The sequence below is a fragment of the Pseudomonas sp. Soil_N_39 genome (genome assembly GCF_057655955.1).
The window spans coordinates 155,426-174,741 of record NZ_JBDGLI010000008.1 but is presented as its reverse complement, the minus strand read 5'-3'; the positions used below and the strand labels follow the sequence as shown (position 1 = coordinate 174,741).

The 19,316-nt window shown below is 63.0% G+C and carries 19 protein-coding genes; 6 read left to right on the top strand and 13 right to left on the bottom strand.

The window, feature by feature from the left end; genetic code table 11:
* Positions 1-273: 273 nt before the first annotated feature.
* The 3 genes from AC3A5O_RS14220 to AC3A5O_RS14210 all read left to right on the top strand — a co-directional run bounded on the left by AC3A5O_RS14220 (position 274) and on the right by AC3A5O_RS14210 (position 3,670).
* Positions 274-2,073, top strand: coding sequence for a HAMP domain-containing protein (locus AC3A5O_RS14220; RefSeq protein ID WP_487753330.1), 1,800 nt, complete (start codon positions 274-276; stop codon positions 2,071-2,073).
* Positions 2,070-2,717 carry a two-component system response regulator NarL gene (narL, locus tag AC3A5O_RS14215; RefSeq protein WP_003202460.1) on the top strand — a complete coding sequence of 216 codons (648 nt, stop codon included), beginning with the start codon at positions 2,070-2,072 and terminating at the stop codon, positions 2,715-2,717. Before AC3A5O_RS14220 ends, narL begins: the two co-directional genes overlap by 4 nt.
* A gap of 275 nt (positions 2,718-2,992) precedes the next feature.
* On the top strand, positions 2,993-3,670 hold the full coding sequence (locus tag AC3A5O_RS14210; protein ID WP_122566494.1) for a Crp/Fnr family transcriptional regulator: 678 nt from the start codon (positions 2,993-2,995) through the stop codon (positions 3,668-3,670).
* A gap of 493 nt (positions 3,671-4,163) precedes the next feature.
* Here the strand turns inward: AC3A5O_RS14210 and AC3A5O_RS14205 are convergent, their stop codons facing one another.
* The 9 genes from AC3A5O_RS14205 to norR form a co-directional block, all read right to left on the bottom strand.
* On the bottom strand, positions 4,164-4,328 hold the full coding sequence (locus AC3A5O_RS14205; RefSeq protein ID WP_163006746.1) for a hypothetical protein: 165 nt from the start codon (positions 4,326-4,328) through the stop codon (positions 4,164-4,166).
* Positions 4,329-4,475: 147 nt separating this feature from the next.
* Positions 4,476-4,841 (bottom strand): putative zinc-binding protein, encoded by a 366-nt coding sequence (locus tag AC3A5O_RS14200; protein ID WP_305470828.1) that lies wholly within the window; start codon positions 4,839-4,841, stop codon positions 4,476-4,478.
* A complete protein-coding gene (gene ubiT / locus AC3A5O_RS14195) occupies positions 4,841-5,311 on the bottom strand; it encodes a ubiquinone anaerobic biosynthesis accessory factor UbiT (protein WP_305470827.1) in 471 nt (156 codons plus the stop codon). The genes AC3A5O_RS14200 and ubiT overlap by 1 nt, the downstream gene beginning before the upstream one ends.
* Complete coding sequence (locus AC3A5O_RS14190) at positions 5,305-6,195, bottom strand: U32 family peptidase (RefSeq protein ID WP_487753329.1); 891 nt, start codon at positions 6,193-6,195, stop codon at positions 5,305-5,307. Before AC3A5O_RS14190 ends, ubiT begins: the two co-directional genes overlap by 7 nt.
* Before the next feature lie 10 nt (positions 6,196-6,205).
* Positions 6,206-7,201, bottom strand: coding sequence for a ubiquinone anaerobic biosynthesis protein UbiU (gene ubiU / locus AC3A5O_RS14185; RefSeq protein WP_305470823.1), 996 nt, complete (start codon positions 7,199-7,201; stop codon positions 6,206-6,208).
* Positions 7,202-7,282: 81 nt separating this feature from the next.
* Positions 7,283-8,518: a molybdopterin molybdotransferase MoeA gene (locus AC3A5O_RS14180; protein ID WP_305470821.1), complete on the bottom strand. Its 1,236-nt coding sequence runs from the start codon at positions 8,516-8,518 to the stop codon at positions 7,283-7,285.
* On the bottom strand, positions 8,515-9,069 hold the full coding sequence (moaB, locus tag AC3A5O_RS14175; RefSeq protein ID WP_487753328.1) for a molybdenum cofactor biosynthesis protein B: 555 nt from the start codon (positions 9,067-9,069) through the stop codon (positions 8,515-8,517). Before moaB ends, AC3A5O_RS14180 begins: the two co-directional genes overlap by 4 nt.
* Before the next feature lie 221 nt (positions 9,070-9,290).
* Positions 9,291-9,938 carry a pyridoxamine 5'-phosphate oxidase gene (gene pdxH, locus AC3A5O_RS14170; protein WP_487753327.1) on the bottom strand — a complete coding sequence of 216 codons (648 nt, stop codon included), beginning with the start codon at positions 9,936-9,938 and terminating at the stop codon, positions 9,291-9,293.
* A gap of 206 nt (positions 9,939-10,144) precedes the next feature.
* The gene (gene norR, locus AC3A5O_RS14165; RefSeq protein WP_305481461.1) at positions 10,145-11,677 is read right to left on the bottom strand and encodes a nitric oxide reductase transcriptional regulator NorR; all 1,533 of its coding nucleotides are present in this window, start codon (positions 11,675-11,677) and stop codon (positions 10,145-10,147) included.
* Positions 11,678-11,839: 162 nt separating this feature from the next.
* Here norR and ytfE point away from each other — a divergent pair, with 162 nt between their 5' ends.
* Positions 11,840-12,514, top strand: coding sequence for an iron-sulfur cluster repair protein YtfE (gene ytfE / locus AC3A5O_RS14160; protein WP_122566485.1), 675 nt, complete (start codon positions 11,840-11,842; stop codon positions 12,512-12,514).
* 154 nt (positions 12,515-12,668) lie between these two features.
* On the opposite strand, the gene AC3A5O_RS14155 is transcribed toward ytfE, so the two are convergent.
* Positions 12,669-13,106, bottom strand: coding sequence for a hypothetical protein (locus tag AC3A5O_RS14155; protein ID WP_305471196.1), 438 nt, complete (start codon positions 13,104-13,106; stop codon positions 12,669-12,671).
* A gap of 25 nt (positions 13,107-13,131) precedes the next feature.
* Positions 13,132-14,322: an NnrS family protein gene (locus AC3A5O_RS14150; RefSeq protein ID WP_460078625.1), complete on the bottom strand. Its 1,191-nt coding sequence runs from the start codon at positions 14,320-14,322 to the stop codon at positions 13,132-13,134.
* A 662-nt stretch (positions 14,323-14,984) separates the two neighbouring features.
* On the opposite strand from AC3A5O_RS14150, the gene AC3A5O_RS14145 reads away from it, so the two are divergent.
* Together AC3A5O_RS14145 and AC3A5O_RS14140 are read left to right on the top strand one after the other, a co-directional pair.
* Positions 14,985-15,668, top strand: a complete 684-nt coding sequence (locus tag AC3A5O_RS14145; protein ID WP_060742081.1) for a Crp/Fnr family transcriptional regulator — start codon at positions 14,985-14,987, stop codon at positions 15,666-15,668.
* Positions 15,665-15,865 (top strand): protein DnrP, encoded by a 201-nt coding sequence (locus AC3A5O_RS14140; protein ID WP_487753326.1) that lies wholly within the window; start codon positions 15,665-15,667, stop codon positions 15,863-15,865. The genes AC3A5O_RS14145 and AC3A5O_RS14140 overlap by 4 nt, the downstream gene beginning before the upstream one ends.
* A 4-nt stretch (positions 15,866-15,869) precedes the next feature.
* Here the strand turns inward: AC3A5O_RS14140 and AC3A5O_RS14135 are convergent, their stop codons facing one another.
* Together AC3A5O_RS14135 and AC3A5O_RS14130 are read right to left on the bottom strand one after the other, a co-directional pair.
* Positions 15,870-17,708, bottom strand: coding sequence for a nitric oxide reductase activation protein NorD (locus tag AC3A5O_RS14135; RefSeq protein WP_487753325.1), 1,839 nt, complete (start codon positions 17,706-17,708; stop codon positions 15,870-15,872).
* 177 nt (positions 17,709-17,885) lie between these two features.
* Complete coding sequence (locus AC3A5O_RS14130) at positions 17,886-19,313, bottom strand: cbb3-type cytochrome c oxidase subunit I (RefSeq protein ID WP_122566481.1); 1,428 nt, start codon at positions 19,311-19,313, stop codon at positions 17,886-17,888.
* Positions 19,314-19,316 lie beyond the last annotated feature (3 nt).

Here is a 19,316-nt window from a genome sequence, read left to right as displayed (position 1 = left end):
TAGTGATACGAACCCTGCGAAAACTTGACCTGGGTCAACGTGCGCCGGGGCGGTACAGGCCTATGCTTGGCCCGTCTACCTCCAAGGAGGTAGGCCTGGATATCGATGAAACCCTTTGTTTTTCAATATTTTGATCAAGTTGGCCGAGGCTTTTATGGAAACGGAACGGCCAGCAACTCTTTAGAGGTAGTGCGCCCGGGATCGGCTCCTACACCCTCAGGTCAAGGGCGCCCCTATGCTCGGTTCACCGTTTTGCCTCCCAGGCCCCCGGCGATGATGGGTTGGCTGCGCAGCTCCCTGCCCGCTCGCGCCGGGCTGGCGGTGATCCTGATCGCCATCCTGGCCCTGGCCAGTTCCTTGAGCGCCGGTTTGATCGCCTGGTTCAGCCAGGGCGACGCCGCCGCCATCAACACCGCCGGCTCCGTGCGCATGGAGACCTACCACCTGAGCTGGAAACTGGTGGCGGGAGCCAACGACGACCTCCCGGCGATCATCGACAGCCTGCAACAACGCCTCGACAGCCCGGCCCTGCGCGCCGTGCTGGAAGACGGGCCGGAAACCTCCTTGCACAAGAGCTATCGCGACCTCATGCAGCGCTGGAACCAGACCTTGCGTCCGGCCATCGAGCGCGGCGATTCGACGTTTTTCCAAAGCAGCGCCCCTTCTTTCGTTGAGCAACTGGACCAGTTCGTCACCCTGCTGCAACGCCAGAGCGAACACAAGCAAGGCTGGCAACAGACGATCCAGGGCATGGCGCTGTTCAGCACCATGATCATCCTGCTGATCGGCCTGTATGAATTGCAGTACGGCGTGGTCACGCCCTTGCAGGAACTGGTGGACGCCACCCAGCGCTTTCGTCGTGGCGAATTCCAGGTGCGGGTCAACCATCAGTCCGAGGATGAGCTGGGCCAGTTGGCGACCAGTTTCAACACCATGGCCGAGACCATCGAGCAATCCCACCGCACCTTGGAAAACCAGGTCCAGCAAAAGACCCTGAACCTGCAACAGGCCAACGCCGCCCTCGAATTGCTGTACCAGAGCAGTCGCAGCCTGGCGACACGCCAAGCCAATGCCGAAGGCCTGGATGAGCTGATCCGGCGCTTCCAGCAGCGCTTGCCGGGGTTGCGCCTGACGCTGTGCCTGCAAGGGCAATTGCAGGCCCCGGCCAGGCACCTGCTGGCCCTGCATGGCGCCGCCAGCCGCCAGGTCTGCGCCAGCAGCGATTGCGCCAGTTGCCACCGGCAGAACGCCGCCCGCCCGCAGGCCTTCAGCATCAGCAACCAGGGCACCGAACTGGGTGAGCTCAAGGCACATTTCGTCGATGGCCACGCGGCGCAACCCTGGGAAACCGCGTTGATCCAGGCCCTGGCCAACCTGATCGGCACGTCGCTGTCCCTCAAGCGCCAACGCGAACAGGACCATCGCCTGCTGCTGCTCGACGAACGCACGATCATTGCCCGCGAGCTGCACGACTCCCTGGCCCAGGCCTTGTCGTACATGAAGCTGCAAGTCAGCCGCATGCAGACCCTGATGCGTCGGGGCGAGCCGGTGCAGACCCTGGAGACCGTCACCGGTGAACTGCGTGAAGGGCTCAACAATGCTTATCGCCAGTTGCGCGAGTTGCTGACCACCTTCCGCTTGCAGATCCACGATGACGGCCTGGTGGAGGAACTCAAGGACACCGCCGAGGAGTTCTCCAACCGAGGGGATTTCCAGGTGCACCTGTTCATCGACACCCTGGCCTTCGAGCTGTCAGCCAGCGAGCAGATCCACATCCTGCAGATCACCCGCGAGGCCCTGTCCAACTGCCTGCGCCACGCCCATGCACAAAACGCCTGGCTCGAACTGCGCCAGGAAGGCGAGACCGTACGGCTGTCGATCGAAGACGATGGCCGGGGCTTCAGTGGCGAGGTCGACCAGCGCGAACACCATGGCCTGAACATCATGAACGAGCGGGCCCGCAGCCTGCACGGTCAACTGCAGATTCACTCCCGTACACCCCAGGGCACCCGTATCCAGGTGCATTTCCAACCGGAATTCCTGGGCCAACCCACCGAAGGCCTCGCAACATGAACGCCCCCCTGCGCCACACCCTGCTACTGGTCGACGATCACCCGATGATGCGTCGCGGGATCCGCCAGATGCTTGAGCTCGAAGACGATTTGCAGATCGTTGGCGAAGCCAGCCACGGCGAAGAAGCCCTGACCCTGATCGAACCGCTCAAGCCCGACCTGGTGTTGCTGGACAACAACATGCCGCAGATGAACGGCATCGAGACCCTGCGCCGCCTGCGCGCCATGCACTACACCGGCAAGGTGCTGCTGTTCACCGTGTCCGATGCCGAGGACGACATTCGCGACGCCCTGCGCCTGGACGCCAACGGTTACCTGCTCAAGGACATGGAGCCGGAGCTGCTGATCCAGTACATCCGCGACGCCCTCAACGGCGCCCTGGTGATCAGCCCCGGCCTGACCCGCGTCATGGCCCAGGCCCTGCGCTCGCCACCGCGCCAGGCCGATGTGGAACTGACCGAGCGTGAACGCCAGGTGCTCAAGACCATCGCTGGCGGCTACAGCAACAAGGTCATCGGCCACAAGCTGGGCATCACCGAAGGCACGGTCAAGGTGCATGTGAAGAACCTGCTGCACAAGCTCGGCTTGCGTTCACGGGTCGAGGCGGCGGTGTGGGCGATGGAGCATTTGCGCGGGGCGGGCTAGCCCAGTAAAACACACGCCCTGTGGGAGCAAAACATACGCCCTGTGGGAGCAAAGCTTGCTCGCGATGGCGGTAGTTCAGCTTGCGAAAATGTTGAATGTGCCGCCGCTATCGCGAGCAAGCTTTGCTCCCACAGGGGATTGGCAGCAGATCTGGATTTCGTTCCCCACAGGGTTTTGCCTTGATCGAGAGGCCCATCCCTCTTCCGAGGTAGGCCAGCCGAGGCATAGGCCAGCGGCGACTTGGGCTCTACCATGACGGCACCCGGAGGTACGCCATGCTGACCCACCCTTCCATCGTTTTACTGTTGCGCCGTCATCACCTGTTCAGCCAATTGCCGGAGCGGGAATTTGAAGACGTCTGCAACCTGGCCGTCCTCAAGCGCCTGGGTTGCAATAGCACGCTCATGCACCAAGGCGATCCGGCCAAGCGGTTTTTCTTGCTGGTCAGTGGCCAGATCAAACTGTTCCGGGTCACCGGCGAGGGCCAGGAGAACCTGGTGGAAATCATCCAGCCCGGCCAGACCTTCGCCGAGGCCCTGCTGTTCAGCCAGGCCCGTTGCTACCCGGTCAGTGCGTCGGCGATCAAGGACAGTGTGCTAGTGAGTATCGAGGGCACGCATTATCGCAAGGCGCTGGAGGACCAGCCTAAGGTCTGCCTGGCGATCCTGGCGAGCATGAGCATTCATCTGCATCAGCGGCTCAAGGATATCGATAACTTGACCTTGGCCAGTGCCAGTCGGCGGGTGATCAATTTCCTGTTGCAGGAGCGGGATCCGCGGGATGGTCAGGTGGTGTTGCAGGTGTCCAAGCGGCTGGTGGCTTCCAAGCTGGGGATTCAGCCGGAGACGTTTTCGCGGATTCTTCATCGGTTGGTGGATGGGGGGTTGATTGCCATGGAGCGGCGGCAGATTCGTATCTTGTCCGAGGATGGGTTGGAGGGGTATCAGCAGTAGGTTTCTTTGGTGTGAATATCCATTCCTTCGGTTACGGCTGCTTATGGTTCCGCCCTTACGGCGGGTCACTTTTAAAGAGCCCGGAAGCCGGCCCAGTCAAAAGTAACCAAAACGCTTCTGCCCCACCACTCGGCACCTCGCCTAGGCTCGGTGTGCCCGAGATCAACGTCCATCGCGAGGCGGCCTTATAGCCGACCTGGTTCTGGATGAGACCGAGTTTCCCCTGTGGGGTGAGTGTGGGAGCGAGCTTGCTCGCGATTGCGGTGGTTCAACCAACGGAGATGTTGAATGTGCCGACCTCTTCGCGAGCAAGCCCCCCACAAGGATACTGCGGCGTACATAAGTTTTGTGCCTGCTGAAAATCCAGTGTGGGAGCGGGCTTGCTCGCGAAAGCGGTATCACAATCGACGCGGATGCTGAATGCGCTGGCCTCTTCGCGAGCAAGCCCGCTCCCACAGGAGGAACGCGATCCCACCAAGAGCCAGGTCGGCTATCAGGCCGCCTCGCGATGGACGTTGATCTCGGGCGCCCCGTTAACCACGCTGGCCGAACGCAGGCATTGCGCAGTGGGCATCCCGGCATGGATGCCGGGATAGCCGCGCTGGGCCATGGATGGCCCTTCGCGGCGGCCCACGGAGCAATGCCGGAGTGAGGGCACACCGAGCCTAGGCGAGGTGCCGAGTGGTGGGGCAAAAGCGTTTTGGTTACTTTTGACTGGGCCGGCTTCCGGGCTCTTCAAAAGTGACCCGCCGTCAGGGCGGAACCATAAGCCGCCGTTACCGAAGAAATGGATATTCACCCACCCCTAACCCACATCAACCAACGCAACCACCCGCGAAAACACCAACGCCATATCGCGCTCACCGCAATCCACCCCAAACCGCTTGCGCAAACCCAGCTGGTTCAGAATCACATGCACATCCGCCACCAAATCATGCTGCCGCAAACACGCCTGGACACACTGCAACGGACACCCATCCAACGCAATGATCCGCCGCCCCGACCGCGCCTTGTCAACCAGCGGCGGCACACCCCCACCCACCCCGACAATGCAAGACATCTCAGCCAGGCCCGCACGATCCAGCCGCAACGCAACGGTATTGGCCAGTTGCGCCACATTGGAACAACCGGAACACGAATACACCAGAGGCAACACACTCGGGGCTTTCATCAGACCGTCGCCAACCCCTTGCCTGCCCGCTCCAGATTGCGCCACAACCAAACAGGCAATACCTCCGGATCAAGACTGTCGATCAAGTTCTTCAACGCCAACCCCAACTCGGTATCCCCCTCGATCACCAACCTGCGACGAAAGAACAACGTGTCTGGATCCTCCTGACGACTGGCCAACAACAGAAACTCACGCCAGTTACCGCTGATGGTGACCTGAGCCTCAGCGCGCTCGGCGATGCGCAATCCATCCCGCGCCAGGGTCAGGTACCAGCACAACTTCAGGTCAGGCACGCGCAGGCACAACCAGCGCCCACGCAGCACCTCGAACCCGCCATCGCGCAACGGCTCGGCCAGGCAACGGTTGAGCGCCTGCTGCAACGTCAGCCGCTGCACCACGAACGGCACCTTGCCCACCAGCGGCAGCAAACGGTCGGCACCTTTGAGCAGCCACTTCTTCGGACTCAACACAGGCCCACCTCCTCTACCTTCAACATGCCGGCATGACCGTGCCAGTAACCATTGCAACCCTCCACGAACAGCGGCGGTGCCTCGCCCTGGCGGACCTTGTCGAAGGCCGTGACCACCTCGGCCATGCCCTGGGCCCGCGGGCTCAGGCGCAGTACGTCGGCGCCGCAAGCCAGCAGCGCGTTGTAATCGGCCAGCAGATTCGTCACCTCGCCGGACATCGTCTGGATGCCGTTGAGGGTGAACAACTGTTGGCCTTCCTGACTGCTCAACGCCAGGCCGTCGGGGTAGTTGATGCAACAGAACTGGCAGTCGTCCTTGGGTCGGTTTTCGGCTCGGGCGGTAAAGCAGCGCGCCGAGTACGCCAAGGGCAGATGACCATAGGAAAAAATCTCCACTTCGGGCACCTTGCGGCCCATCTCCCGCACCTGCTCCAGCACATCACCGATCAACGCCGCCGAACATTCCACCGGTGGCACCCAGCGGATCATGCCGCTGTCGAGCAATTGCCCCAAGGCATGACCGTTGTACAGGTTCAGCGCCGGGCCGCCGACAAAGGGCAGCCTGCGTTCGGCGAGGAACTGCACCGCACCCATGTCGTTGGCTTCCACCAACAATTGGCCGTTGTCACACAGGCGTCGCAGCGAAGACAGCTCCGAGGCCGCTTCGATCAGCGTCAGGCTCGACAACACAATCTGTGCCTGGCTGCACGCTTGCAGCTCGCGCGCCAACCCCAACCACTGATCCAGGGAGAACGCCCGGCGTTTCGAGCACACGGTTTCTCCCAGGTAAATCACGTCCAGCGGCAAGGCCGACATCTCGGCGTAGAAATTCCCCAGTTGCGCTTTGTCCCAGTAAAACAGGACCGGTCCCAGGCTGAGCTTCATCTGGCCTCCTTCATTGCCATGATCGATGGTAGGCACCCAGGGTGGTCTGGCTGCCTTCGGACAAACCGGCCAACACCTGACGCCATTCTTCCCGCACCCGGAACCGTTGCGGCGCGGCCTGATGGGCGTCCAGCGCGGCGCGCCAGACCCGGGTCACTTGTTCAACGTAGGCCGGGCTGCGTTGGCGGCCTTCGATCTTCACCGCTTCGACGCCGATGGTCGTCAGTTCCGGCAGCAGGTCGAGGGTGTCGAGGCTGGTGGGCTCTTCCAGCGCATGGAAGCGCTTGCCGCCCACCAGGAAGCGGCCTTTGCACAGGGTCGGGTAACCGGCCGGCTCTTCGGGGGTGTAGCGGTCGATCAGCACCTCGCTCAGGCGTGCACTGAGGCCTTGGGCGTCCTCGCTCCAGCGCACGGCCTTGGCGGGCGAGCAGACGCCGCACAGGTTCGGCGACTCGCCGGTAATGTAGGAAGACAAGTGGCAACGGCCCTCGGCCATGATGCACAGGCTGCCGAAGCCGAAGACTTCGATCGGCACCGGGCTGCCCGCCGCCACCTGCCGCACCTGGGCCAGGGACAGTACGCGTGGCAGCACGGCGCGGCGGATGTCATAGCGCTCTGCATAAAAAGCCAGGGCCGCCGCGTGGGTCGCCGAGCCTTGTACCGACAGGTGCAGCGCCAGTTTCGGATGACGCTGGCTGGCGTAGCTGAGCACGCCAGGGTCGGCGGCGATCAGGGCGTCCACGCCGAAATCGGCGGCACGGTCCACGGCCCGTTGCCAGCGCTCCCAGCCCTTGGGTTGCGGATAAGTATTGACCGCCACGTACAGCTTGCGTTGGTGCTGGCGGATATGCGCGACAGCCGCGTCGAACTGTTTGTCGTCCATGTTCAGCCCGGCGAAATGCCGGGCATTGGTGTCATCGCGAAAGCCGACATAGACGGCATCGGCGCCTTGGCGCACCGCCGCTTTGAGGGCAGGCAGATTCCCTGCCGGGCAAACCAGTTGCATGGGGCATCCTCGTGAGGAAACTAAGGGCGCCGCCAGTCTAGCCAGCCCTCGGCCGACGACCTTGACGGCAATCAATTGCCGTCAATGCATCAGGTCGGAGAATGGCAGGTACAGCACCTTGTCGTGCTTGTGCAGTTGCGCCTCACACTCCACCACCGCCAGCCCATCGGCCCAGCACGCGGCCGTCAGCATTGCCGAACTTTGCTGCGGGTGCAGCTCCACGCACAGGTGACCGTTGGCATCCGCAACCAATCTGGCGCGCAGGTACTGTCGACGTCGGTTGCGCTTGAGCCAGTCGAACCCGGCCGGGAGTTGCAACGGCACCGGCAGGACCTTGTCCATGCCCTGGGCCCGGAACAGGAACGGCCGCACGACGATCAGCGCCGTAATCAACGCCGCCGACGGATTACCCGGCAGCCCGATCCAAGGTTTTCCCGCCACATCGCCAAAGGCCAGGGGCTTGCCCGGCTGGATCGCCAGGCGCCAGAGGTCGATGCTGCCCAGGGCTTCGATGGCTTGCTTGAGGTGGTCCTCTTCGCCCACCGAGACACCGCCCGATGTGATCAGCACATCACATTCGGCCGCGGCCAGGCGCAACGCTTGTCGACTGGCCGATAACTGGTCGGGCATGACCCCGAAGTCATGCACCTCAACACCCCAGCCACGCAACAGCGCGGCGAGGCTATGGCGATTGCTGTTGTAGATCTGCCCTGGCGCCAGTGGCTCGCCCGGTTCGCGCAGCTCATTGCCGCTGCTGAGCAAGCCCACTTGCAAGGGGCGATAGACGTCCACCTGAGGGACGCCGGCACCGGCGAGCAAACCCAGTTCCTGGGCGCGCAGGCGCGTGCCCGCTTCGAGCAGCCGATCACCTCGACGCAGCTCTTCGCCTTCCTTGCGAACATGGTCACCGCTGTTGACCGATGGCAGCCAGACTCGCTCGCCGTCGACCTGGCAGCTTTCCTGTGGCACCACCGTGTCGGCCCCCGGAGGCAGCGGCGCGCCGGTAAAAATCCGCACGACCTGCCCGGCCTGCAACGGTTCGCCCGGCCCGTCACCGGCGGCGATGCGCCCGGCCAACGCCAGGTAGCCGCCATCAACCGGCAGGTCAGCGGCCCGCAGGGCATAGCCGTCCATCGCGCTGTTGTCCCAGGCCGGCAGGTTCATCGGGCACAGGATATCGGCGGCCAACACCCGCGCCAGGGCTTGATCAAGGCCGACTCGTTGCACGGGCGGTGGCGGCGGTGCCTGGTCGAGCAGATGCCGGATCGCTTCATCCACCGGCATCAGCACGCCGCTGTCGCATACCCGGCCGCTCACGAGCGCGTCTCGCACGCCGTCGGGGCGATGCCGTCCTGGGGCTTGAGATGCGGGGTGAAATTGCACGGGCCGGTGCGGCTGTCCAATTGCCCCGCCAGGATCTGCTCCCAACCGGTCCGACAAGCGCCCGGCGAACCCGGCAAGCAGCACACCAGCACGCCATTGCTCATGCCCGCCAAAGCGCGGGATTGCAGGGTGGACATGCCGATCTCAGCCAGCGACACCTGGCGGAACAGTTCGCCGAAACCGTCCACCTGTTTGTCCAGCAACGGCGCCACCGCTTGGGGCGTGTTGTCGCGCGGGGTAAAACCGGTGCCGCCGGTCATCAGCACCACCTGCACCTTGGGGTCGGCGATCCATTGGGAGACCTGGGCACGGATCTGGTAGATATCGTCCTTCACCAGCCCACGGTCGATGAGCACGTGCCCAGCGGTTTGCAGCAGATCCGCCAGGGTCTGGCCCGAGGTGTCGGTGTCGAAGGTTCGAGTATCGCTAATGGTAAGGACCGTGATGTTCAGCGGTTGAAAGAGGCGTTGCGTCAGATGGGCCATGATCAGCCGTCCTGTCAGAAAAGATGGCCCAGCCTGAACCGCAATCGTTGCCCGGCCTATTCCTCCTTGGAGGTACCTCCCTTGGCACCCCATGCAAGAACGATCCTATTCCCGTAGGAGCTGCCGAGCGTAGCGAAGCTGCGATCTTTCCATGGCCAATTGAGCCTCAAGCGAAAGATCAAAAGATCGCAGCCTTCGGCAGCTCCTACAAAGGCATCCATTCAGGGTGCCAGGCGGCTACGTTGCCAGAAGCCGTCTTGCAGACGGTAGTCGAGCCGATCGTGCAAACGGTCGGCGCGGCCCTGCCAGAACTCCAGGCGTTCGGGCCGCAGGCAATAGCCGCCCCAATGGTCGGGACGCCGCACGGGCTGATCGGCGAAGCGTTGTTCAGTCTGCGCCAGCAAGATTTCCAGCGCGGCCCGATCCGCCAGAGGGCGACTTTGTGGCGACGCCCAGGCACCCAGGCGACTGCCTACGGAACGGGACTCGAAGTAGGCATCCGACAGCGCTGGATCGAGTTTGTGGACCGGCCCTTCGATGCGCACTTGCCGCTCCAGCCCCGGCCAGAAAAACGTCATGGCCGCCCAGGGATTGGCCGCCAGATCCTGGCCCTTGGCACTGTCGTAGTTGCCGAAAAACGAAAAACCCTGGGCGTCGAAGCCCTTGAGCAACAAGATCCGACAATGAGGCCGACCCTGTTCGTCCACCGTCGCCAGGGCCATGGCGTTGGCTTCCACGGGTGGACTTTCGGTGTCGCGGGCCTGTTGCATCCAGAGCGTGAACAAAGCCATGGGATCGTCGGGTGCCTGGGCTTCATCCAGTCCATTGAGGGTGTACTGGCGGCGCATTTTGGCCAGGGAGAGGGGCATGAGGGTGATCTCCACAATGGGTTTGGGCCAGTGTGGAGTCGGCTGGGTTGCCGGACCTTGATCGTCGTCAATGCCGGTTCTTGTGGTGAATTGAAGGGCGCTATCGCGAGCAAGCTCGCTCCCACAGGGGACTTGTGAACACAGCAGATCACCTGTGGGAGCGAGCTTGCTCGCGATGAAGGCAACGCGGTCTAACAGATCAACGGCTACTTAAGCCCCAACCGCCGCGCCAGCTTATGCAAGTTGCTCGGATCCACCTCCAACAACCGCGCCGCCCCCGCCCAGTTCTGCCCGCAACGCTCCAGGGCGTTGAGGATCGCCTGTCGCTGACAACCATCGACGGCTTCGCTCAACGGCTGGATCGGTGCATCGAGCGCCTCCGGGGGCGCCTCCAGCAACGCATGGGCCGTGGCGGTGTTAGCGTTGACGTCCAGGTCCAGCACCTGCGGCTCCAGGGTCATGATCAGGCTGCGACTGGCACCGCGGCTCAGTTGCTTTAACGCCGCGCGACTGATGACGTGCTCCAGCTCCCGTACATTGCCGGGCCAACTGTACGCCAACAACGCCTGTTCGGCCGCCGGTGACAGGCGCAAGCCGCGCAAGCCCAGGCGTGTGCGGTTCAGTTCGAGAAAGTGTCCGGCCAGCATCAACACATCGTGGCCACGCTCACGCAGCGGCGGGATCGGCACCGGGTAGACCGAAAGCCGGTGGTACAGGTCGGCGCGAAACAGCCCGTCGCGAATGCTGTCGGGCAAGTGCCGGTTGGTGGCGGCGATGATCCGCACATCGACATGCAACGGCTTGTCCGCCCCCAGGCGCTGGATCTCACCGTTCTGCAGGGTGCGCAGCAACTTGGCCTGCACACTCAACGGCAACTCACCGACCTCATCGAGAAACAGCGTGCCGCCATTGGCCGCATCGAAACGCCCGGCGCGGTCGGTGGTCGCCCCGGAGAACGCACCTTTGACGTGGCCGAACAACTCGCTTTCGGCCAGGGACTCGGGCAATGCTGCGCAGTTGACCTGGACCAGCGGCTTGTGACCGCGCCGGGACAAGCGATGCAGGCGGCGGGCGAACAGCTCCTTGCCCACACCGGTTTCCCCCAGCAATAGCACCGGCAATTCGGAGTCGGCCAGCACATCCAGCTCGTTGAGCAATTGCTGCAAACCTTCGCTGCGCCCAAGGATCTCGCCCTCCTCGGCTGGCAAGCGCAGGTCGGTCTGGTCGCTGCGCGATGCCCGCAGGCTACGGTTTTCCTGTTCAAGTCGAGTGACCCTCACCGCCGCCTCGATCTGCAGCGTGCAGCGCTTGAGTTCCTCCCGGGCGCGGCTGTCGAAGGTGCCGGCGTGCAACGCATCCAGGGTGATCGCCCCCCAGAGCCGGCCTTCCACGTACAGGCTCACGCCCATGCAGTCATGCACCGGCAGGGGTTCACCGACGTGGTTGTCGAGCAAGCCGTCATAAGGATCCGGCAAACGACTGTCCGGTTCGAACCAGGTGGGTTCGCGCGAGGCCATGATCGCCGCCAGGCGCGGGTGCTGGGCAATCACGAAGCGTCGTCCCAGCGCCTCGTGGACCAGGCCCACTGTGGCCACGGGCCTGAGGCTGTCGTCGTCCAGGCGCAGCAACCCCACGGCGCCACTGTTGAAGTATTCGCGCAGGGTCTGCACCAGGCGCTGCAATCGCACCGCATTGGGCAGCTCGACGATCAGGTCGGCGGCCAGGCTTTCACGCAGCATGGTAGTGATGACCCTCCAGGGTTCGTTTGACCCTTCACAGTCAGGGTGACAATCACCCTGTAAAAAATTTAAGGCTTAGTTTTCAGTCAGTTACATTTGGCACGCCGGCTGCAAAGAGAGTGCTCATCTGTCCCTCCCCGGGATTCAACCCAAGGAAGCATGATGAGCCTCGACCTGCTGGAACAAAGCCTGGGCCAACTGGCCTGCGACATTCCCGGTGCGACCCGCACCTTCCATCATTACAACCTCGACTTCTGCTGCGGTGGGCAAAAATCCTTGCGCGAAGCCGCGCTGGGCAAAGGCCTCAACCCGCTGCTGATCGCCGATGCCCTCAGCACCTTGCAAGCCGCCGGGGAACTGGGCCATGACTGGCGCGACGAGCCCCAGGCGCTGTTGATCGCCCACATCCTGGAACGCTACCACGCGCGCCACCGCGAACAGCTGCCGGAATTGATCCGCCTGGCCCGGCGCGTCGAACAGGTCCACGGTGCCCGGGCCAGTTGCCCCAACGGCCTGGCCGATCACTTGCAGGACATGTATCAGGAACTCGAAGGCCACATGCTCAAGGAAGAACAGGTGCTGTTCCCGATGCTGCAGCAGGGCCTGGGCGAACGGGCCTCGGCGCCGATCCAGGTCCTGCGCTATGAACACGACCAGCACGGTGAAGCCCTGGAAACCATGCTCGCCCTGACCGACCAGATCACCCCGCCCTCCGACGCCTGCAACACCTGGCGCGCCCTGTACCGCGGGCTGGTGGAGTTTCGCGACGACCTGATGCAGCACATCCACCTGGAAAACAATGTGTTGTTCGTCAATGCGATGAAGCCCGCTCGCTAGCTCTCAAACATTGCCCATTACGCCTGTGGGAGCAAAGCTTGCTCGCGATAGCGGTGAATCAGTCAACATTGATATTGACTGACACTACGCCATCGCGAGCACGCTTTGCTCCCACAGGTATTTGCAGCTCTCATTTGCCGCCCTCATCCGCTGCTCAAAACTGCCAATAGAACATCGCCTTCGCCAACACCACGATCAGTACCATGTGCCCCAGGATACTGCGCCGCAGCCAGCAGGCGCGGCTGGGTGTCAGGCAGCCGCGCTTGAGCCAGTACGCCAGCCACACATAGTGCCCGACGATGCTCAGCGCCAGCAGGATCTTCAGGCTCAGCAGCAGGCCGAAGCTGTTGCTCAACGGCTGGCTCAATGCGCCGCGATGTTGCCAGGCCAGGGCCAGGCCGGCGCCGTACAACACCAGCACCACGCCATGCAGTACATGCCGCGAGCGCTGGGCAATCGCCTGATCAGCGCCTTCCCTGACGATCTGCGTCAAAGGCCGGCGGGCGGCATGCCAGATGAACACCTCAAAAAACAGCGTGCCAATGAAGGCGATCGCCGCCAACAGGTGCGTGACCAGCAAGACCCCGTACATCATCGATCCCCTCCGCCCCATCGACTCATCCCGGATGCCCATCCACCCGGGTCTGCAACAGCATCGGGCCATAACGCCAAGCGTAGAGGCCGAACGCCAATGTCCAACACAGCGCCGCCAGCCACAGCCCAACCAGCGGCAACAGCAGCACCAATAGCACACGACTCAGGCACGCCAAGTTCAGCAGGATAAAGGCCAGGGTCATGCCCGCCGGTGGCTCCAGGGCTCGCCCGGTATGGCCCAGGCTGACGCGGGCAATCATCGCCAGGATCAAACCGGCCATGGCACCGATGGTCAGGCTGTGCACCGCCAGGCTCGGGTTCACCGGCATCCCGAAGTGCCACAGCGCCATGCCCAGGCAAGCCACCGCCAGCCAAGCGTAGGCCAGGTGCAACGACCACAGCAGCGGCACCCGCCACAAGTCCCGATCGTGCCAACGCACCAGTCGAATCCCGTGGCCCACCGCCAACGCGGCGAACAACAGGCCGACCCAGGCGCTGGCCACCAGCGCCGGACCGAAGGCATATAACAACGCCACCAGCGCCGCACCCGCCAGCAACAAGCGATCGAGCCACGGCCAAGGGGCCACGCCCTCGACCCGCCCAAGGCCGCGCTGGGTAAAGAATGGAATCACGCGCCCGCCGATCAACCCCATCATCGCCGCCACCAGCCACAGGCCGGTGAGCACGCTCTGGCGCTGCAAGCCTTCGTTGTGCTGCACCAGGCCATACACGGATAACCCATCGGCGGCGGCCAACAACAGCAATACCAGGACAATCGGGTAATTGCGCTTCTGCCGCACACGCCACAACGTCACGCCCATCAACACAGCGACCGCCAGGGCAAAACCCAACTCCAGCAGCGTCAGCAACGGCCAGGGCGCATCGACCAGCCAGGCCAGCCGCGCGCCGAGCCACAGCGACGCCAGCGCGGCCAAGCGCTTGCCACTGAGCCCCGGGGTGCCGGTCCAGGTTTGCACCGCCGTCAGCAGGAACCCGGCGATGATCGCCAGGCCGAAGCCGAACAACAATTCATGTCGGTGCCAGGCCAACCAGCCGCCGGCCGGCTGCCAGGTCGACAAGCGCCCGGTAAACGCCGCGAGCCAAAAGGGAATGGCCAGCAGCGCCAGCACGCAACCGGCCAGAAAGAACGGCCGAAACGCCAGGCGCCACAGCGGCGCGATGGCCATGGCCTTGCGACGGTCAAGCACTTGCATACATCACTCCTTTGCCTCGCCAAACCGTCAGCGAGGTACGACAAACCAGGGTTCGAATGATCGGCTATCGACGCCAGCAGGCCTTGTCTCAGATCAAGCCAGCGCATCGGCAACCTCCCGCCTCGAACAGGCACTTGCAAGGGGCTTGCCGAACTGGGTCATTGTGGGAGCCCACTTAAGGCATTCGATAAACCCGTGGCGAGGGAGCTTGCTCCCGCTGGGCCGCGAAGCGGCCCCTAAACCCGCCAAATGCGGAGCATCAGACACTCCGCACCCGCCGGTTTACGACTGCTTCGCAGCCGAGCGGGAGCAAGCTCCCTCGCCACAGGTCCATCATTTTTTTGTGTACAGCATTGTGCTCCCACAGGGACTGTAGTCGAACGGGGTATTTATGACCCGGTCATGGTCGTTTTAACCCTATTGCGCCAGGGTCATTTCTACCCTCACCAGCCCCAACGCCCCACGAATCAAAGCACCCAGGCCTGGCCCGGCTCTTGCTCAGGCACGGCATTACCTTTGTTGCCGGGGTCATCCATGAAATCCGTCGTTCTGCCGCTTACCTGGTTCGTCGTGCTCACCTGCGTCCTGGCGCTTGCCAGCGGCCTGTCCCTGAGCCTGGTCTGACCCCGCTCACTTCTTTCGCCACTACAAGGATCCATGCCATGGTGCTCCACCGTGTCCATCACCAGATTCTGCGCAGCCATCATCTGTTCGAGCCCTTGAACGAAGAACAGCTCGACGAATTGATGAGCAACAGCCAGTTGCTGAGCATCGACAAGGGCGACCCGTTGTTCCGCCAGGGAGAACCGGCGCAGGCGTTTTACTTCGTGATTTCCGGGGCGGTGAAAATCTACCGGCTGACCCCGGACGGCCAGGAAAAAGTCTTCGAGGTGATCGGCGAGCGCCAGACCTTCGCCGAAGCCATGATGCTGATGGACACGCCCAACTACGTCGCGTCCGCCGAAGCCGTCGGTCCGACCCAGTTGTATCGGCTGTCCAACGCCACCTACATGCGCCTGCTGCAAAGCAACAGCCGGCTGACCTTCGCCCTGCTCGGCAAGCTCTGCGTGCGCCTGCACCAACGGGTCAACGAAATTGAAACCCTGTCACTGAAAAACGCCACTCACCGCGTGGTGCGCTACCTGCTGACGCAACTGGTGCGCCTGCAAACCGTCGACAGCCAGTTCGAACTGCCGATGGCCAAGCAGTTGATCGCCGGGCACCTGTCGATCCAGCCGGAAACCTTTTCGCGGATCATCCGGCGCCTGATCGATGAAAAAATCATCACCCAGGACGGTCGCCAGATCGCCATTCTCGATCGCCTGCGCCTGGAGCAATTCGAATGAGCGCGCAGCCCACTTGCCTGTATTGCCAAAGAGCCAACCCTGTCGATACCACCGAATGCCGCCAGTGCGGCATGCCCCTGCCGGCCGAGGCTGCATTGGCCGGCGAACGTCGGCTGCGGCGCTTCAGTTGGTTCTGTGTCGGGCTGACGATTTTCTGCATCGTCATGTTCTTCTGGCTGCCTCGCAGCATCGTCTGAACCCTCAATCCTGAGTCAACTGCCGGTATAACTGCGGTAGACGCAGCGGCAGTTGCTGGGGCTGGCGAATCAAGGTGTAGCCGTTGGCCCCGAACATGTACGGCAGGTAATCCCCCGCTTCGCGATCGATGGTAATGCAGAACGGCGTCAACCCTTGGCGTCGCGCCTCAAGCACCGCCTGGCGGGTGTCTTCCACACCGTAGCGCCCCTCATAAAGGTCCAGGTCATTGGGCTTGCCGTCACTGAGCAGCAACAACAATTTGCGCCGCCGCCTGCAGCCCGCCAACCGTTGCGTGGCCTGGCGAATCGCTGCGCCCATGCGCGTGTAGTAACCGGGCTTGAGGCCCTGGATGCGTCCGCGGGTGTGATCGTCGTAACGCTGGTTGAAGGCCTTGAGCTCATGCATGCGCACCTGCTGGCGGCGCAGGGAAGAGAACCCGTACAAAGCGAAATCATCCCCCAGCACCGACAGGGTTTCGCCGAACAGCAACAGGCTGTCGCGGATCACATCGATCACCCGGTGCTCGTCGTTGAGGTGGGCATCGGTGGACATCGACAAGTCGGCCAGCAGCAGGCAGGCCAGGTCGCGGCGGGTCTGGCGCTGGTCCATGAACAGGCCGCGTTCGCTGCACTGGCCGTGCTGGCGCTCGACATGAAAGTCCAGCCAGGCTTGCAGATCCAGCTCCGAACCTTGGGTTTGCTGGCGCAACCATTGACGATCGTTACGCAAGTGTTCGAACTGGCGACGCAGGCGCTGGGCCGAGCTTCGCAGGCGTGCGGGCAACGGCTGGGGCTGGCAATCGCGGGGGGTAAAGGTTTGCAGACTGACGAAGTCGTCTTGCAGGCGTTGCTTGCGGTAATCCCATTCCGGCAACAGGATGCCCGCGCCCAACGGGATGTCATCCACATCGGCCGGAGGCAGGTCCAGGTGCAGTTTCAAGCCACCGCCCTTGCACACGCGGGTGCGCGACAAGGTCAACTGATCCAGGTCCTCGGCGACGCGAGCGGCGTCCGGGTCTTCGCTGTCATCCGCCCAGCGATCCAGGTCCACGTGTTCGGTCCAACTGAACAGGTTTTCCAGGCGCACGATCAGCAGCCCACCGTCACGGCTGCTGTCATCGATTCGCTCGGCGCGCTTGCGCCCGCCCTGTTGCTCGCCGGACGGCGTGGCCAGGTATTGCTCGGACTCTTCGAGGTTGGCGGCCTGGGGATTGGCCAGGTGTTGGGGTGGGTAGAGCCACAGCGGCAACGGCCAGGCGGCCCGTTCGCTGCGGGGAAAATGTTCGACACTGCCCGGTTCGCGCAAGGCTTGGCACAACGCCCGCTCCAGGGCGGCTTCGCCCGGGTTGAGCGTGGCCGGGTCGGGACGCAGGGACAGGTGCGCGTCCACCAGCCGCCGGTAGCGAGGGCGCAGCGCCGGGTAGCGCTTCAGCACGGCCAGGGTCCAGCGCTGATTGTCTCGCCCCCAGTGCTTCATCGGTCCCGACTGCGCGGCCAGCAACGCCAGCCAGCGGTACAGTTCTTGGTTGAGCTCGATATCGGGGAACGCCGCCAGGCTCGCCGGCAGGCGCAGGTTATCGCCATCGCACCAGGCCAAAGGCACTTGCTTGCAGGTGCCGGCGATCTGCTGCAACAGGTTGCGACGCAGCAACAGGTCGCGGTCGCTGACCGCTTCCACCCCCAGGTGAGGCGCACCGCCGGTGGCGCGAAACAGCACCTGCAGCGCACGGTGCCGGGGGACCAGCTCGACCCGAGCCTCCGGAAAATCGGCACTGGCCCGGCGGGTGATGAAACGGTGCCAGACACTGCCGACCCATTCTTCCAGCTCCAGGGTGAATGCCATGGTTATTTCCTCTTAAGCCGAGCCCATTGTGGCGAGGGGATTTGTGTGGGAGCAAAGCTTGCTCGCGAAACAGGCGCCTTGATCTCTGAAAGACTGCATCGCCCCCATCGCGGGCAAGCCTTGCTCCCACATAAATCCCCTCGCCACAAATGGGTCCGGATTAACAATTGTGGTGTGTTACGAAGGCACCACCGCCGCCGGTGCACGCAGGGCCGCACGGCCACGTTGACGGAAGCTGAACAGGTAGCAGAGCAGCCCGGCCAGGAATCCGACGCCGCTGACCAGTCGTGCCCAGAACAGCGGTTTCAAATGATCCATCGTCGCCATGAACGGCAAGGCACTGCCATCCTCCATCCACCGCTGCAACCAGACCTGGACCACACCAGCTGCGGTGAGGAACAAGGTGATCATCACCATCGACAAGGTCATCAACCAGAAGCCCCAGATCTCCAACCGCTGGGAGCGCTCGTCCGCCGCTTCACCCAAGCCGCGCAAGCGTGGCATGGCGTAGCTGATCAGCGTCATCACGATCATTGCGTAGGCACCGTAGAAGGCCAGGTGACCGTGGGCCGCGGTCAGTTGCGAACCGTGGGTGTAGTAGTTGACTGGCGCCAGGGTGTGCAAGAAACCCCAGACGCCCGCGCCAAAGAACGCGGTGACCGTAGTGCCCTTGGCCCATAGCGTGGCGGCGCGGTTCGGATGCTGCCGACGACGGTTTTTCACCATGCTGAAGGCGAAGATCACCATCGCCAGGAACGGCAGCGGTTCCAGCGCGGAGAAGATCGAGCCGACCCACAACCAGACCTCAGGCGCGCCGATCCAGAAGAAGTGGTGACCTGTGCCGATGATCCCGGTGATCAGCGCCATGGCGATGATCACGTAGAGCCATTTTTCAACCACTTCGCGGTCCACACCGGTGATTTTGATCAGAACGAAGGCAAGCATCGACCCCATGATCAGTTCCCAGACGCCTTCCACCCAAAGATGCACCACCCACCACCAGTAGAACTTGTCGCGGGCGAGGTTTTCCGGGTTGTAGAAGGAGAACAGGAAGAACACCGCCAGACCGATCAGCCCGGTCATCATCACCATGCTGACCGTGGTCTTGCGACCTTTGAGCAGGGTCATGCCGATGTTGTAGAGAAAACCCAGGCACACCACCACGATGCCCATTTTGGTGATGGTCGGCTGCTCCAGGAATTCGCGACCCATGGTCGGCAGCAAATCGTTGCCGGTGAACTTCGCCAGCGTCGCATAAGGCACCGAGAGGTAACCCAGGATTGTCGCCACGCCTGCGGCGGCGAACACCCAGAACAACACCAGCGCCAGTTTCGGGCTGTGCAGTTCGCGGTCGGCCTCCTCCGGTATCAGGTAATACGCCGCGCCCATGAAGCCGAACAGCAGCCAGACGATCAGCAGGTTGGTGTGGACCATTCGGGCCACGTTGAACGGAATCAGCGGGAACAGGAAGTCGCCGACCACGTATTGCAGCCCCATGATCAAACCGAACAGCACCTGCCCGAGGAACAGCATCAGGGCAAACACGAAGTAGGGTTTGGCGACGGCCTGCGAGGCGAATTTCAGATGCGGATTAGCCATGCTCATCTC

Coding starts and splice junctions, on each gene's coding strand:
- moaB (WP_487753328.1), bottom strand. CDS start 9,069: ATGGCCCATCTGACGCAACGCCTCTTTCAACCGCTGAACATCACGGTC.
- AC3A5O_RS14140 (WP_487753326.1), top strand. CDS start 15,665: ATGAGCGCGCAGCCCACTTGCCTGTATTGCCAAAGAGCCAACCCTGTC.
- narL (WP_003202460.1), top strand. CDS start 2,070: ATGAACGCCCCCCTGCGCCACACCCTGCTACTGGTCGACGATCACCCG.
- AC3A5O_RS14135 (WP_487753325.1), bottom strand. CDS start 17,708: ATGGCATTCACCCTGGAGCTGGAAGAATGGGTCGGCAGTGTCTGGCAC.
- AC3A5O_RS14210 (WP_122566494.1), top strand. CDS start 2,993: ATGCTGACCCACCCTTCCATCGTTTTACTGTTGCGCCGTCATCACCTG.
- AC3A5O_RS14130 (WP_122566481.1), bottom strand. CDS start 19,313: ATGAGCATGGCTAATCCGCATCTGAAATTCGCCTCGCAGGCCGTCGCC.
- AC3A5O_RS14155 (WP_305471196.1), bottom strand. CDS start 13,106: ATGTACGGGGTCTTGCTGGTCACGCACCTGTTGGCGGCGATCGCCTTC.
- AC3A5O_RS14150 (WP_460078625.1), bottom strand. CDS start 14,322: ATGCAAGTGCTTGACCGTCGCAAGGCCATGGCCATCGCGCCGCTGTGG.
- AC3A5O_RS14220 (WP_487753330.1), top strand. CDS start 274: ATGATGGGTTGGCTGCGCAGCTCCCTGCCCGCTCGCGCCGGGCTGGCG.
- ytfE (WP_122566485.1), top strand. CDS start 11,840: ATGAGCCTCGACCTGCTGGAACAAAGCCTGGGCCAACTGGCCTGCGAC.
- ubiU (WP_305470823.1), bottom strand. CDS start 7,201: ATGCAACTGGTTTGCCCGGCAGGGAATCTGCCTGCCCTCAAAGCGGCG.
- AC3A5O_RS14200 (WP_305470828.1), bottom strand. CDS start 4,841: ATGAAAGCCCCGAGTGTGTTGCCTCTGGTGTATTCGTGTTCCGGTTGT.
- norR (WP_305481461.1), bottom strand. CDS start 11,677: ATGCTGCGTGAAAGCCTGGCCGCCGACCTGATCGTCGAGCTGCCCAAT.
- AC3A5O_RS14190 (WP_487753329.1), bottom strand. CDS start 6,195: ATGAAGCTCAGCCTGGGACCGGTCCTGTTTTACTGGGACAAAGCGCAA.
- pdxH (WP_487753327.1), bottom strand. CDS start 9,938: ATGCCCCTCTCCCTGGCCAAAATGCGCCGCCAGTACACCCTCAATGGA.
- AC3A5O_RS14145 (WP_060742081.1), top strand. CDS start 14,985: ATGGTGCTCCACCGTGTCCATCACCAGATTCTGCGCAGCCATCATCTG.